The 13,355-nt window shown below is 37.7% G+C and carries 17 protein-coding genes; all 17 read right to left on the bottom strand.

Annotated elements, in window-relative coordinates; all coding sequences use genetic code 11:
• Nucleotides 1-18: 18 nt before the first annotated feature.
• Nucleotides 19-762, bottom strand: coding sequence for a hypothetical protein (locus J3U00_RS02870; RefSeq protein ID WP_267331466.1), 744 nt, complete (start codon nucleotides 760-762; stop codon nucleotides 19-21).
• Nucleotides 762-1,274, bottom strand: a complete 513-nt coding sequence (locus tag J3U00_RS02865) for a hypothetical protein (protein ID WP_267331465.1) — start codon at nucleotides 1,272-1,274, stop codon at nucleotides 762-764. The genes J3U00_RS02870 and J3U00_RS02865 overlap by 1 nt, the downstream gene beginning before the upstream one ends.
• On the bottom strand, nucleotides 1,271-4,111 hold the full coding sequence (locus J3U00_RS02860; protein ID WP_267331464.1) for a host specificity protein J: 2,841 nt from the start codon (nucleotides 4,109-4,111) through the stop codon (nucleotides 1,271-1,273). The genes J3U00_RS02865 and J3U00_RS02860 overlap by 4 nt, the downstream gene beginning before the upstream one ends.
• Nucleotides 4,112-4,116: 5 nt before the next feature.
• Nucleotides 4,117-4,665 (bottom strand): hypothetical protein, encoded by a 549-nt coding sequence (locus J3U00_RS02855; RefSeq protein WP_267331463.1) that lies wholly within the window; start codon nucleotides 4,663-4,665, stop codon nucleotides 4,117-4,119.
• Complete coding sequence (locus J3U00_RS02850; protein WP_267331462.1) at nucleotides 4,608-5,327, bottom strand: C40 family peptidase; 720 nt, start codon at nucleotides 5,325-5,327, stop codon at nucleotides 4,608-4,610. Before J3U00_RS02850 ends, J3U00_RS02855 begins: the two co-directional genes overlap by 58 nt.
• 6 nt (nucleotides 5,328-5,333) lie before the next feature.
• Nucleotides 5,334-6,056 (bottom strand): phage minor tail protein L, encoded by a 723-nt coding sequence (locus tag J3U00_RS02845; RefSeq protein WP_267331461.1) that lies wholly within the window; start codon nucleotides 6,054-6,056, stop codon nucleotides 5,334-5,336.
• 5 nt (nucleotides 6,057-6,061) lie between these two features.
• Nucleotides 6,062-6,223, bottom strand: coding sequence for a hypothetical protein (locus tag J3U00_RS02840; RefSeq protein WP_267331460.1), 162 nt, complete (start codon nucleotides 6,221-6,223; stop codon nucleotides 6,062-6,064).
• On the bottom strand, nucleotides 6,220-6,549 hold the full coding sequence (locus tag J3U00_RS02835) for a phage tail protein (protein ID WP_267331459.1): 330 nt from the start codon (nucleotides 6,547-6,549) through the stop codon (nucleotides 6,220-6,222). Before J3U00_RS02835 ends, J3U00_RS02840 begins: the two co-directional genes overlap by 4 nt.
• A gap of 191 nt (nucleotides 6,550-6,740) precedes the next feature.
• The gene (locus J3U00_RS02830) at nucleotides 6,741-7,157 is read right to left on the bottom strand and encodes a hypothetical protein (protein ID WP_267331458.1); all 417 of its coding nucleotides are present in this window, start codon (nucleotides 7,155-7,157) and stop codon (nucleotides 6,741-6,743) included.
• A gap of 49 nt (nucleotides 7,158-7,206) precedes the next feature.
• Nucleotides 7,207-10,467, bottom strand: a complete 3,261-nt coding sequence (locus J3U00_RS02825) for a tape measure protein (RefSeq protein WP_267331457.1) — start codon at nucleotides 10,465-10,467, stop codon at nucleotides 7,207-7,209.
• A 307-nt stretch (nucleotides 10,468-10,774) separates the two neighbouring features.
• On the bottom strand, nucleotides 10,775-11,146 hold the full coding sequence (locus tag J3U00_RS02820) for a phage tail assembly chaperone (protein WP_267331456.1): 372 nt from the start codon (nucleotides 11,144-11,146) through the stop codon (nucleotides 10,775-10,777).
• On the bottom strand, nucleotides 11,146-11,643 hold the full coding sequence (locus J3U00_RS02815; protein WP_267331455.1) for a phage tail tube protein: 498 nt from the start codon (nucleotides 11,641-11,643) through the stop codon (nucleotides 11,146-11,148). The genes J3U00_RS02820 and J3U00_RS02815 overlap by 1 nt, the downstream gene beginning before the upstream one ends.
• Nucleotides 11,644-11,704: 61 nt before the next feature.
• Nucleotides 11,705-12,031, bottom strand: a complete 327-nt coding sequence (gp17, locus tag J3U00_RS02810; protein WP_267331454.1) for a tail completion protein gp17 — start codon at nucleotides 12,029-12,031, stop codon at nucleotides 11,705-11,707.
• A complete protein-coding gene (locus J3U00_RS02805) occupies nucleotides 12,028-12,456 on the bottom strand; it encodes an HK97-gp10 family putative phage morphogenesis protein (RefSeq protein ID WP_267331453.1) in 429 nt (142 codons plus the stop codon). The genes gp17 and J3U00_RS02805 overlap by 4 nt, the downstream gene beginning before the upstream one ends.
• The gene (locus J3U00_RS02800) at nucleotides 12,449-12,772 is read right to left on the bottom strand and encodes a phage head closure protein (protein WP_267331452.1); all 324 of its coding nucleotides are present in this window, start codon (nucleotides 12,770-12,772) and stop codon (nucleotides 12,449-12,451) included. Before J3U00_RS02800 ends, J3U00_RS02805 begins: the two co-directional genes overlap by 8 nt.
• Nucleotide 12,773: 1 nt before the next feature.
• Nucleotides 12,774-13,115, bottom strand: coding sequence for a head-tail connector protein (locus J3U00_RS02795; protein ID WP_267331451.1), 342 nt, complete (start codon nucleotides 13,113-13,115; stop codon nucleotides 12,774-12,776).
• A complete protein-coding gene (locus tag J3U00_RS02790; RefSeq protein WP_267331450.1) occupies nucleotides 13,096-13,350 on the bottom strand; it encodes a hypothetical protein in 255 nt (84 codons plus the stop codon). Before J3U00_RS02790 ends, J3U00_RS02795 begins: the two co-directional genes overlap by 20 nt.
• Nucleotides 13,351-13,355 lie beyond the last annotated feature (5 nt).

Genomic DNA, 13,355 nt, shown 5'->3' with positions numbered 1-13,355 from the left:
AGGTAACCTCCTGTTATATTATACCCTAATTTCATAGGGTAGCGGTAAATTGGTTGTATCGATGACATAGGCATAAGTTTCATTTTTTTGGCCAAAACCCGATTGACTAGCCCAAACATGGTCGTGATTTTGTTTATTTATTGGTATCCAGTTGATCTTAATTGTGGAACCGTCCATCCAAATGGCGTTTTGTGCCTCAATAAATTCATACGGGCTAAATCTAAAAAAATAAGCTTGTTTATAAGTTGATAGCGCAACAGCATAACGCCCATTATCAAAATGAGTGTTAATCTGATATATATTATTAATATCTAAATTAGCTACTGAGGGGGTTTGGGGTGGTATTACATAAAATCCGGTGATATTTAAAATATACCAGGAACTATCAAAAACCAACCCTCGCTCCCTATTAAACAATTGCAATCCTGATCGTCCTTGCTCACGTGGTTTTATTCGGGTAAACGCATAAATATCTATGTAATCGTTTTGACCTAAGGATTGATTATGCCATTTGTATAATCGACCTGTGGCGCTGAGCGAGCACATTATTCGTTTATTTGAACAATAATAAAATGTTACAATATCGTCAAAATCATCACGATATTTCATACCTAATGCATTTTCAATGTATGAAATACCATTTGATGTATTCCATTTGTATGAGCTGTCAATGCGTGTGCTTTTTAATAAAACATATGGATAGTCATTATTCGTAATCTGAATAGTTTGATGTTTGTTAAAAATTTGAACGCCAACAGTCATTACAAAACTCCATATGATATTCTAAACCCGCCGATCAAAACGAACATGCGATCGTCCCCAAATATATTGTCCCTCCATTCGTCGTTATATCTATATTTGAGAAAATTCCCCTCTATTTTTATGTCTGGCGTTAAACTAGATATATAACATTCATCATCATTTGTTAATAAATCCATCAATTCTTGGTCATTATTGACATGTGAAAGTTCATCAAATACCCATCTCCTAAATCCATCTCCCTTTTGTGAAAACACCGTTTTAATTAGCTTATAACTAACATTATAAAACGGCGCACCATACGAAAACTCGGGGACATATATAGAGCGCCAATTAAATATGTTATCACCGTTATAACAAAGCTGATCGGAGGGAGGATATTCGGGATCGTTAAATGCAATCCACATACCAGTATCAACAAACCCGAAAACATTTAAACATCTAGATGTAATATCTAATGTTAACCTGCTACTATCTATAGCATCTCGTCGCCATATTTGTACCCCCGCTGTCATTTCCACACTCCCAACCGTGCAACTCTGAATCCTGTTTCGTCAAAAAATTCCATGCAGTTTTTCTTTAGTGTAAATTTACCCAACTCATCTGCTGCTGTAACAGTTAGGTGCCCGTTGTGATCAACAACAAATCTATCATTTATGTTAATGCTACCTCCTCGGATAATTGGGGCCTTAATCTCACTATAAGCAACTAGTCTATCGCCATTGATTGAACCTGTTGCAAGTAAATTACCATCCAAAAACAGTGCCGGCTTAATCCATTTTGCACCGTCATACATTTTTGTTTCTGTTTTAGTTACGTTATTATTTTCGTCAGCCGAGTAAACAATTAATACCGTATCTCGTGAGGGCCACATACCCAATACATCGTGAAAAAGCTGCGTTGCATCATCACCATTTTCTGGAAATTTTCCGTCTGCCGTTTTTATCCTGAATATACCTCCAGCTGTGCCGACTGTGTCATCGGCTGTTGTTGCTGACCCTGTACACATGCCCGAACGTCCTGCTGCATTCACAGCAATTACACCGTAGTAGTATGTTGTTGAAGCTTGAACATCTGCATCTATCAGCTTATTAGAAGTTCTACCCAGATAGTTAGTCATCGCCTTTACTTCATCTAATGTTGAGCCTTTGTAATATTCGAATGTAGTACCCAGCCCGACATTTGATGCCATAATTGGTTTAATGGTTACAGTATTACTAGTTGACGCAAAAACGAGTTGAGTTGGTGTTTCAGGTGCTGCAATTGTAAATGACACGGTAGACTCATCGCCTAGTCGTCCATCTTCTGTAGATATACCTCTTACTGATGCAATATATTTACCTTCGTCCAAATTACCCATTGTCACACTCATTTCAGGCACATTCTGACGTGATACTAAATTACCGTTGCGTAAAATAGTGACCTTAAATTCGAGGTGATTCATTGTTCTCGGAGTTGTCCACGATAAAACAGCCTGGTATTCATCACTATCTGGTGTAACAGAAACAGCCAGCCCCTCAATCGGTGGGATTCCCCAACTAATAGATTGATTGTTATCTGGAGTGAAAACTGCTCCATTATCAACGATAGCCTCTTTTTTAGGTTCATGCTCTAACGCGGTTATAGAGTAAGTGCCATCGTCATTTTCAGAGATTGCCAGTGCTTTGAACTGGCGTGACGTTACATTAAGGTTCGTTAAAATCCAAGTTGACCACTGATCTGTATTCACGTTTTGATCTAAAACTAAAGAATTAGGCATTTTTTGTGATAATACCCTGATTTTTAATATCTTACCATTAACATCTTGATATGTTAAATATGAATTTTTATCAATTTCTACATCACGATCTAATGTGACAATATTATCAATAGCGGAAACAATTCGACCGCCAGATTTTGACATCACGTATTCATTATCTAAAATTTCAATCACATCACCTGGTAAATGTTTTAACCCCTCTCTACCGACTGAAAACGTTACTGTCTGTCGTTCATATTTTTCTGTAGCAATAATCCATTTACCAGTTCTGTGCGCTTGCCCTCGCGATGTACAGCCAAATGCCTCAACATCCAAAACATTCAACCCAAATCTTTTGATTGCGTCATCATCTGCAACGTATTCTGTAACAGGCTCCCAACCACAACTGGGGTCGATGTACTTAATTCTGACAGCAGTGTGTCTATCTTTCATAGCTGATGACGAATAGCTAAATTTACCGTCAATAACATTAGCATTTGTATAAATAGCAACTATATCACTTGGTCTGTCAATAACAGCCGTTAACTGTGTCCCATTCCAAATCGGCATCGCTCTAAAAATTGAGAAAAGATTATTAATTAAATCGTAGGCTTGAGATTGCTCTGTTATATAACAGTTACATGTAAAACGGGGCTCGTGACCGCCAAATCCGTCATCAACTAATTGATCACAATATTGCGCTATTGAATACAACATGAATTTATCAACTGAGAATTGACCAAATCGACGCGCCATTCCGTAACGATTATTTTTTAGAATATCGTAGACTATCCATGCAGGGTTGTTTGTCCATTCTGTTTTAAATTCACCCAACCAAATACCATTATATGTTCGAGAAATAGGATCATAATTATCTGGTATTTTACATCTGATCCCCCGAATTAAATATGTTCTAGTTGGAACTCCGTTAAATTGCGACGAATCAAATCGTAACCCCACGAGAGCAGTATTGGGATATGATAATTTTGCATCATAAATCTCAGTATATGATGACCAAACAGTATTGTTTACTAATAAATCTGAATTGCTATCTGGAGTAATGCGAGCTACGCGAATATTAAATGGGGGTTGTGGTAGGTCATCTAAAATCACAGACGTTAAATATTGTGAGCGTGTTTTTTTATTTATCAGCTCGATTGTTTTTTTTGTAACCCACCCATTCCCAACGCTAATTTGTACAGCCAGTTTTACATCCGTTCTGTATATATCCCCACTTGTCGTTTGCCCGTATAATGAAGATACACCTACAGTTACACGAACCCGATCAATGTATGGGTCGGTAATTGTTCTGACAATCGGTGTTTTATATTTTACCTCTAAGCTAACTGGAATTTCATTTTGTGTTTCAGAAAAACCAGATAATGGTAGTTGCGATTGTGTTCCTGATGTCCACTCAACTTCAACGCCGTTGAAATTGTAAGCCCCATCCTCAGCTTGGATTGGTGTTTTATTTAAAAAAACGCTTTTCAATCCGTCAATCGGTCCCTCAATCTGACCTTCTCCTATAATATCAATAATAGATAATTGTTGTTTTGATTCTAAATTATCAGCGGCAATTGAAGGTGATTTTTCCTTACCTGAACTTTTCCCCATTTATATTACTCCACGTCCATTGTTTCAACACCCTCAGATTCAACTCGTGAACCAACCATGATTTCCCCGTAAGGTAGCGGTACTGGGGCTCCTTGTGCAGCTGTATTACCGAGACTTGAAAAAGAAGTGCTTTTTTTCCCGTCGTCGTTTGTGTCGTCCTTCATTTTCGGCATTTTAGTCATCATCATCGCAACACCACCAGCCATCATCCCTATGCCCATCCCAACCAACCACGGTTGTTCTGTCCAGCAACCTACAACAACCATTACCACCCCCGCTATGACATTTAAAACACCATTTTTAGCACCAGCGGCAACAGGGACAATATGTATTACAGAATTGTCAGAAAGTCGAGATTGTAGCCCAACCTGTACTGTTTTTTCGGTTATGTCATGTTTGTTTATACGAACTCGAAAAAAACCATTTTTAATGTCGTTTTTTAGTCCAGCAATTTGTAAATATAGGCAGTTTAGTGCCTCTGCTGCCGTTTCTGCGTTTATTTTGAATTTGTCGCCATATTGTTTGAGATTGCCATAAAATTTGACGATCGCCATTGTTGATGCCTCCAGATTGAATGATAATTTTTAAACCAGTATCCGTTGAATAAATCACGTTTTGATAATCGTTTAGGTAGATGATGTAGAATTAAGTTGTTGCCGATATAAATAGCTGCATGATTAACAGCTTTACTATTGAGTGAGAAAAGGATTACATCACCCTCTTGCAAGTCAGATAAGCTTACCTGACAAAACCCATTTGATTCCATGTTATCTAAATATAGATTTTGTCCGTTATCCCACCAACCATCGTAGCGATGAAAATTTGGAAAATCAAAACCGCATAGATGGTACGCATCACGAAACAAAGTATAACAATCTGTTGTACCGTGCCTGAATTCGCGACCTATTAAAGGCTGCATATATCTAAACCGGTGAATTTCGTTATTACATACGAGCCACCAATCTACTGCTGTTTTTTGTTGGCAAATCTGGTCTGCCTCGCTGAGTATTGGTACGCCGTTCGGGTGAGAATGCACAATAGCGGTTATAACCCCCTGATTATCTGCATTAATCCAGTCATCGGGGGATATTTCAAAATAGTTTTTGGGGTCATCAGAAACATTTTTACAGGGTATGTACATTCTATTATCAATAACAAAACCGCAGCATTCATCCTCATCGCATTGTTTAGCATGATTAAGTATTTGTGTTTTCATATTTAATTAAGAGATTTTTGCAGAAGCAGGAAATCCGCCGAATGGAAGAATGCCGTTTTTACCGAAACGAAGTTTGCAACCGGTAAGAGTGTAAGAGCATTTATCTTTAGTTACATCATCAGTGTGGTTGTCTCGTTCATCGGCGACAGCGCCACCCGTGTAACTACATTCAGAGCTTCGATACTGCCAACAACATGTATGCGCAATAATCACTCGGGCCGGTAACATTACACCGTCACTTTCACAGGGTAACGCTAGTTCAAATGTAGCTGATTCGCTCGGTATTAGATTCGTTAGTCTCTCGACTAGGTACTGTGAAACAATTTCTTGTGTAGGATCGGCTTTATTGTTTCCATCTTCAAAATTTACAGCATCTAAAAATTCAGCTAAAACCTGACGTCGAGTAACTACTGCTCCTAACAAATCATCATAAGTGTTAGTTAAGCCGGTAATTAAACCAAAAGCGTTGGAGACTGTCATCGTGGGTCGGTTACTCGTCCCCTGCCCGTTTTTTTGAAATCCCGTTACTTGAATCGGGTAAGGCTCATAAGTATTGCCTTGCCAAACGATAGCTCGCCTCAGTTGATTTAATCCTGCATGAAATCTAAAAATTAATTTTTCGCCTGCAATTTTCGATAGGTCAACATCGTACAGGTCAATCATCGCACCTTGTTCAAATTTATTTAGTAGTTTAAGCGTTTCTGTAGGTACATGTGAAGTAAAAATCATAATAACTAACCTTTATTTGAATTTTGTGCGAGATATTTTTTTAGGTCACCTCCTGCATCTACAACTCTTTCAGGCTTGTCCAGTAACCACGTACCCTCTTTAGGAATTTCGCAACCTGTTCCGTAACTTATACCGCTCTCTCTAACAGATTTTTTAACAATTTTCATGCTACCACCTCTTCAAATGTTGCAGTTATTGTTGTTACTGTGTTCATAACGTTAGATGTCCATGTTGGACATTTAACTGTAATTAGCCGATGCGAGTTCGACTCTATCCATTTAAATGCATGAAGTCCTCCGTGACGTGTTAAAAAGTTATTGATGTGATGCGCATCCTCTCGATCAACTTTTAGTGTGACGCTGTATGAACGCAAATCGTTGTTAATTCCATCTTTGATCCTTTGTTCGTAACCATCGCCAAATTTGACGGTTTTTATTTTCGGTTCGGCTTTTTCGCTCATATTCGGAGCAACTTGCCAATGAAATGTTTCCATAATTTTCTCCAGACAATAAAAAACCACCAGAAGGTGGTTTAATATAATAGTCGATTATGTTTATTTTGAAATTTTTAACCTAATAACTGGCAATACCTATGCCAACTATAGATACATAAATCAAAAATACTGCTATTGATATCACAATAAATACTTTTTCATGCCATTCATCCTATGGATGATTGGTCCATTTAAAACGCCGTTCTATAAATACCATATCCACCATTTAAGGAATGAGCAATCCTGTATGTTAAAACCTGGCTTTTCTCAACATCCCCTTCAACCTCAGCCAGACCACCGCCACAAATGCCATTAGCTATCATGCTAAAAACTCTCTTCCCAGTCCGAGGATAAATTGTGATTTTTTCAGATGGATTTAAATCAGCAATTTTAATGCCGTCAACATAAAGAGAATCAGAACATGCGCTACTTACAAAGCCTTTATCTCTTTTTATAATAACTGTTCCTGAATCTTCTTTTTTTTCAAAAATGCCCTGATTGTATATCCGCTTTTGAGGAACGTTTACCGCTTCATCATTAGACACAGGTGAAGATGAGCACCCTGCCAACATAAAACTAATTCCCCCAAACAATACAATTTTTTTCATACCATTCTCCTTATTTTTTAGGTAATAGTATGAAATTCAAACCATTAAATCAATGCTTATTTAGTAGCCCTCCTGGTCGCTGCTCATGTTGGATTTGAAGGCGGATGGCTTCCTTTATATTTTTACCTAATTGCTTTCCTTCCTCATCAGATAAACCGCTATCACCGATATTAACGGGCACATTAATAGTTATATTACCGCCTGATTTATTCGATGTTTGCAAGAATCGTTTTAAATCAGCGTTTGTTCTAGCATCGACTACACGCTCGCCTTCATCAAGTAACCAAGTACCCTCTTTTGGTATGTTGTCAATACCGCTATGTGCCATACCTGATATAGTTTGTGCAGCAATAAGTCCAACTGAAGCATAACCCAGCCCTCTTGTAATACCCGACATAACGCCTGTTGGATCAATCTCAAGCGCTTTAGCTGCAGCAACCTCAGTGCTAATCATAGCTTGAGCAATTGATGCTGCTTTGCTTGCAAGAAACATTACTTTATACGCTGTTGATGATTCGCCCGCTGTTTCTTTAAACATATCTGCAATTGAACCAGTTAAACTTGAAAAAGTCCCAAGTGTAGCTAAAGTATACGCGGATTGAATATCCCGTTGCTTTTCCTGCATAGTTTTTTCAATCTTGACAACTGCATCTGCGTATTCCTGTTGACTAATTAGTTTCTGCGAAAGCAATTCATTTTGTATTTGTAGCTGTTGTTCATTCCAATCACGCAACTTTTTATCATCTTCTGCAACATTCAGTAAATCACTACCAAGCCCATTATAAGAATTGTGATAACTAAAAGTAGGCGCTGATTCCATTGATTTTTTGGACATCTTATCAAGCAACTCTTCACGCTGTTGCAATGAAAGATTGGATTTATCGATGATACTTAATTGCTCTTTATATGTGTCCAGTTGTTGCTCAACAGGACTACGTAAAGAATCAAGAATTGTTTTGTACTCTTTTTGCGCGTTAAGTCGATCAAGTTCAGCAGCTTTTGTTTCCAATGTTTTCTTTTGAATTTCAGATAGTTTGCCTAATTCGCCCTCTGCTAGTTGGCGCCGAATTTTTTGTAATTCAGTAATATCTGTATAGGCATTAATCTGATTATTAAGCCGATCAAGTTGATTTTTATAAATATCAGCCGTACTTTTACCTGTTTTTGTGTGCTTAAAACCCTCTTGTAATTTAAAACTTTCACGCAATTTTTTTGCAAATTCAGATAGTTTTTCAGCAAGTTCATCAGTCATTTTTCCTGATAAATCTTGCCCTTTTGCTAACGCTATTAAGTCTGCTGCGTGTTCTAGTGCAGCATCACCAGCCGCTCTTTGTAAACCAGATAAAACAAACGCTGCTTCTGCCCCATTTTCAGATTTTACTTTATTTACATCAAGTTGTTGACTAAGTATTCCGAGCTGATTATCAAGATTTGGAAATGATGCTGTATCTAGTAATTTTATTCCAGTAGCAGCTTCAGATGACGCTTTACCGATCGCATCTAATTTTTCTTTGCTTTCTGCTAAATTTTTAGCTGATGAAAATAGCGATGACGTCATATCACCAAGTGCAATTTTCAGTGAATTACCGCCGCCGGTAGCCTCCACTAATTTATCATTTAGCTCGCCCACTTTATTACCAAAGTCTTTTTCGCTTATGGCGCCGCTATCATATGATTTTTTTAAAATTTTAAGCTGTTCAATATACTCATCAATTGCAATTTGATTTTCTTTAGAAACAATTTTTTTTACAGAATAGTTACCGCTAGCCACCCATTCGGTTTTTAATTTTTCCTGAATATTGTTCTGTAATTTGTTTATGTCTTCATCAAGAACCTTTGAGTCTGCATCAACTTTTAGTGTTAACCCCGCGGTAATTGACTGTTGTGTTCCCTTACTTAGGTCTTTAAATTTAGCAAGTAGCTGATCAACAGGCAGTTGCAATTCTTCGAGCGGTTTTTTAGCCTCTTCTGCTTTATCGCCCATCATCATAAATCCAGCGCCCACACTTAATAGTGTAGTCGCCAAACCTACTGGACCACCTAATAAACCGAGTAATCCGCTACCAGCGCGAGACAGTAGACCAAATTTACTTGTCAATGCGTTTACATTCGCTTGTGATGTAGCTAATGCTGCATTAGCCTGAGTTTGACGATTAATAGCTGCTGTTAAGTTATTTTGTGCAATTAAATTCGCTTTCAAACCAACCGCACGTTGAGCCTCAAATCGTGCAGCGTTTACTTCAGCTACAGCCTTCAATTGTAGACTTTTAACGGCAGCCAATTGTGCCTGAGCTTGTGATATTTGTGCTGTTCTATTTGCCAACGTTGTTTTTGTGGCGTTCACAATTGATTGTGAGAGATTGCCAAAATAACGAGACAATCCTAATGCAGTTAGAATTGCGCCTGCACCAGTTATTAAATGAATATTTTCTGCTACAACTTTTAAACCGCTGGCAATCCCCTGCGTGATACCGGTACTGCTGTTTAATTCGCCTATCAATGATTTAAAGTTGTTTGATATCTGAGTAAAACCGTCTTTTACAGTATTCCCCATTCCATCAGCCATTTCACCAGTCCGAACTTTTGCTGCTATCATTGCATCAGCTAATTCACCCATTGATATTTTACCGTTGATACCTAGCTGCCTTATGACATCTTCAGCTTTACCTGTAGAGTTTGCCAGCGCCGTAACAACATTTGGCGTAGATGCTATTATCGATTTCCAGTCATTACTACTAACTTTACCGGTAATCATCGACTTAGTGATAGCGTTAATGCTGCTTGATACTTTATCCGCAGAAGTTGCATTTATTGTATAGCTATTTGACATTGCTTCGATAAAGTCGATCGTGTCATTTGTACTATAACCCAAATCACGCATTGAGGATGCTGTTGCAATGTATAGTTCTTGTGAATCTTCGACCGCTTTAGCGTTACGGTTACTAATTTCAAGCAGACGCCCTTGCACCTGCTCATAATTATCAGCTGAACCTTCTACAGAAGAAATAGCCATTCTGACACGAGCAGCCATTTGCCCCCAGTCGTCTGCCATATTGACAATGCTAGTAAAGGCAAAGCCACCAGCAAAAGCAGTAGCAACGCTTAATGCTGATGCTTTTAACTGAGTTAATTGCATGTTCATTGCTTGAATTGAGCGATTATTACTAGCAATGTATGAATCAAACCGTCGTGATCGTTCCTCCATTGTTTTATAATAATCTGTACCAAGCCGAGACGCTCGATTCATTTCTCGTTGATATGATGATGAATCAGCAGTTACTCGTATTGCCAATTCTCGCAATGTAGCCATATTAATTATTTCCCAAGTAAATTTGATAGCGCATCAAATATGCTGACAGGCTTGACAGGCTCTTTCTTTTCTTCTTTGAATTTAAGTAAACAGTCGTCAAACTCGACTTTTGCACCCTGTGAGCGATAGATAGCTGATGCGACTTGTGCTGCATGCCAATCGTGCCTTTCGTCACCAATTGGGTTTAATTTGTCGAACGCGACCCAATAATAAAATTCTCTTGCTGACAGCGTTTGTTCAAGCTCGGCAAGAGTTTTACCGAGCCTTAATGCTAATTTAAGCTTAAAAAACAGCTCAGGATCGCTTTCTACTTTTTTTCAGCTTCTTTTATTGGCTCGTTTTTCAAACCAAGAAGATTAAAAGCCTCATTGACTAAACGCGTATGAACCGGACCATAGCTTTTTACTAAATCATCAATATCATTACTGAAAACAAAATCACCGTTATCATCAAGCAGCACAGTCGCAAACAGTGTTGCTTCTGCTTTAATGTTTAGTAAATCTTTTTCATGATCAGTTAGTTTTGCATTATCTGTGATATCTTTGATTGTCTTAATATACCGATTAAAATCGGTGTGTAACGGCTCACGAATAGTAACCTCAACGCCCCATTCTTCAACATGAACCCTTTTTGTACGAAAGCCTGAGTTTTTTGCTGTAATAATTTGCTTTAAATTCATTATTTTTTCTCCACCGACTGTCCGCCAATTTGTGGAGCTGGGGTGTTAAACACAAATTTCCCTTTAACTTTAAATGAGAAAGAACCTGTTACTACGCCATTTTTCGCACCTTTGAACTCGTAGCTAGTTACTCGCGCAATCCAATCTATTGAACTACCATCTTCGTACTTAATTTGAAATGCGTAGTTATCTCCCGTATCATACGATTTGCGTAAAACTTGCTGTGCAGTATTACCAATAACAAAATTAGCATTCATAGATACCGTTGCTTCCGCTGGTAAGCCGTTGATAGTTTCTTTTGTGATTGATGAAAGTGTCGATACGTCAATTTCTTCACCTTCGGGGGCTGTCATTGAGTAATCAGTAACAGTACACTCTAAGCTAAGCTTTGCTGTCGCCTGCGCGATAAATTTAAGAGACGGGTCTTTACTAACAAACACACCAATATCTCGTGTTTTTGTATATTCACTTTGTACTTCTGTTTGGACTTCAGCCATATTAATATCTCCAAAAATAAAAAAACCGCGGTTAAGCGGCATAAAATGTAAAATTGATTGTTTATTGAATATAAAACTCTAATGTAGCGCGATAGAGTTCGACATCTGATTCGTAATCTTGACGATTAACAATATTGAATGGTTTTAATGGTTTTAGCTTTTCGTATGCTTGTTGCTTAATGTTTTCTGCTTCAAGTAAGGTTTTTGCATAAACATCTATCTGAAAACAATATTCAACGGATGATTGACCACACATGACATCATCATAAATGGCCGAAACTTTTGTATAACAGATATAAGGAGGGCTTGTTCCTTGTGGAGCGATTAAAGGGCTTGCACGCCCATTACACAAAGTTATTAAAGCTTCATTTATTTTAGCTTCTATCATTTTAAAAAAATCTCATCGATATCTTTTAAATACTGTTGAAATGAGGCATCTTCCGCTTTTTTTACATTTGCATCAAATGCAGGACGTACAAAGGGTCGTGCTGACATTTTCGATGTGCCGTTTTCGATCATCCACCAATAAAAAGGTAAAATGTTTTTATGTTTCCCTTTTTTTGATTTCTTTGTAACTCTAATTTTTTTAAACTTCACGCCAGCAGTTAGTGAACCTCTTGCTGTATCTACAGAAATCGATTTTTTGAGGCGTCCAGTTCGAACTGGCGCGCTTGCACGAATAGCGTCACGAAAAACAACAGCCCCCGCCCTAACGGCTTTTCTTGATACTTTCCGTTGTTCTGATTTTGACAGTAATTTAAAATCAGCTTCAAGCTCTTTAAATCCAGCTATTGATAATGTTGGTTTAATCATAACGTACGCCTTTTTGGCAGGGTAATTCAAGCCTTGTTCTTTTTACATCTTCTAATACAGCTTTAATGTCGTAATGGGTACCATTGCACATTACACGCATATCTGACGTGATATCATTTCGATATCGGATTAGAATTTTGCAATCTGTTTGCATTTGTTCAGATTGTGAGCTTTGATACTCTTTTCCCGACACATCACGAATTTCAGCTCGTACAGTACAAACATCGACCCATTCATTAACTTGCTGTCCCAGTTCGTCCTTGCGTTTAATTTGCTTCTGAAAAGTTACTTGATTGCGTAATCTGCCTGACTGCATACTAAACACCTATATGAATCCGATATGGGTTTAACAATCGTTCAAATCCATATTTAACATTTGATGAATTTGCCATACCAATTTCCTCTCTATTTTCATAAAGATGACCAAGCAACAAAAGTACTGCTGATTTGAAACTAGAATTTATCAGCATAGGTCGTTCACCGGCTTTATTCAACGTGATAGCTAAATTCAATTCATCTTCCGTTGCATAAACTTGCCTTTCAAGAAAATTAATAGCCTGTTCTTCGGCGGTATCCAGTTTTAATTGAATATCTTGATCATCAAAATCATGATCTATGCGAAGATGCAATTTTGCCTCATCAAGTGTTATCATCGACATTTTTTGATTTCTTCTTTTTTTTTGTTTTCTGTTGCGGATTTTCATCAATGATAGAAATTTGGTTTCCGTTTTTTTCAGGATGAATATTATCTTGATCGATATAAATTTTGGTCATTTTATTCGATTCAAAAAAAGTTAAATCTAATTTATTAACATAAAAAGGGGGGGATTGTGGTGTTTGTACAATGCCGTCATATTCAAAGCTTTTTAAAGCAATAACTTTTATTTTTTCCATAGAAA

The sequence above is a fragment of the Gilliamella sp. B3127 genome (assembly GCF_026536935.1).
GTDB lineage: Bacteria > Pseudomonadota > Gammaproteobacteria > Enterobacterales > Orbaceae > Gilliamella > Gilliamella apicola_E.
The sequence above is the reverse complement of the archived record's forward strand: the minus strand, read 5'-3'. Positions and strand labels throughout refer to the sequence as shown.

What these genes read in the sequence shown, in the direction of transcription:
- J3U00_RS02805 (WP_267331453.1), bottom strand. Translation starts at nt 12,456, where the DNA reads ATGATTAAACCAACATTATCAATAGCTGGATTTAAAGAGCTTGAAGCT.
- gp17 (WP_267331454.1), bottom strand. Translation starts at nt 12,031, where the DNA reads ATGATAGAAGCTAAAATAAATGAAGCTTTAATAACTTTGTGTAATGGG.
- J3U00_RS02830 (WP_267331458.1), bottom strand. Translation starts at nt 7,157, where the DNA reads ATGAAAAAAATTGTATTGTTTGGGGGAATTAGTTTTATGTTGGCAGGG.
- J3U00_RS02865 (WP_267331465.1), bottom strand. Translation starts at nt 1,274, where the DNA reads ATGACAGCGGGGGTACAAATATGGCGACGAGATGCTATAGATAGTAGC.
- J3U00_RS02850 (WP_267331462.1), bottom strand. Translation starts at nt 5,327, where the DNA reads ATGAAAACACAAATACTTAATCATGCTAAACAATGCGATGAGGATGAA.
- J3U00_RS02815 (WP_267331455.1), bottom strand. Translation starts at nt 11,643, where the DNA reads ATGGCTGAAGTCCAAACAGAAGTACAAAGTGAATATACAAAAACACGA.
- J3U00_RS02855 (WP_267331463.1), bottom strand. Translation starts at nt 4,665, where the DNA reads ATGGCGATCGTCAAATTTTATGGCAATCTCAAACAATATGGCGACAAA.
- J3U00_RS02870 (WP_267331466.1), bottom strand. Translation starts at nt 762, where the DNA reads ATGACTGTTGGCGTTCAAATTTTTAACAAACATCAAACTATTCAGATT.
- J3U00_RS02820 (WP_267331456.1), bottom strand. Translation starts at nt 11,146, where the DNA reads ATGAATTTAAAGCAAATTATTACAGCAAAAAACTCAGGCTTTCGTACA.
- J3U00_RS02795 (WP_267331451.1), bottom strand. Translation starts at nt 13,115, where the DNA reads ATGTCGATGATAACACTTGATGAGGCAAAATTGCATCTTCGCATAGAT.
- J3U00_RS02845 (WP_267331461.1), bottom strand. Translation starts at nt 6,056, where the DNA reads ATGATTTTTACTTCACATGTACCTACAGAAACGCTTAAACTACTAAAT.
- J3U00_RS02860 (WP_267331464.1), bottom strand. Translation starts at nt 4,111, where the DNA reads ATGGGGAAAAGTTCAGGTAAGGAAAAATCACCTTCAATTGCCGCTGAT.
- J3U00_RS02835 (WP_267331459.1), bottom strand. Translation starts at nt 6,549, where the DNA reads ATGGAAACATTTCATTGGCAAGTTGCTCCGAATATGAGCGAAAAAGCC.
- J3U00_RS02840 (WP_267331460.1), bottom strand. Translation starts at nt 6,223, where the DNA reads ATGAAAATTGTTAAAAAATCTGTTAGAGAGAGCGGTATAAGTTACGGA.
- J3U00_RS02825 (WP_267331457.1), bottom strand. Translation starts at nt 10,467, where the DNA reads ATGGCTACATTGCGAGAATTGGCAATACGAGTAACTGCTGATTCATCA.
- J3U00_RS02800 (WP_267331452.1), bottom strand. Translation starts at nt 12,772, where the DNA reads ATGCAGTCAGGCAGATTACGCAATCAAGTAACTTTTCAGAAGCAAATT.
- J3U00_RS02790 (WP_267331450.1), bottom strand. Translation starts at nt 13,350, where the DNA reads ATGGAAAAAATAAAAGTTATTGCTTTAAAAAGCTTTGAATATGACGGC.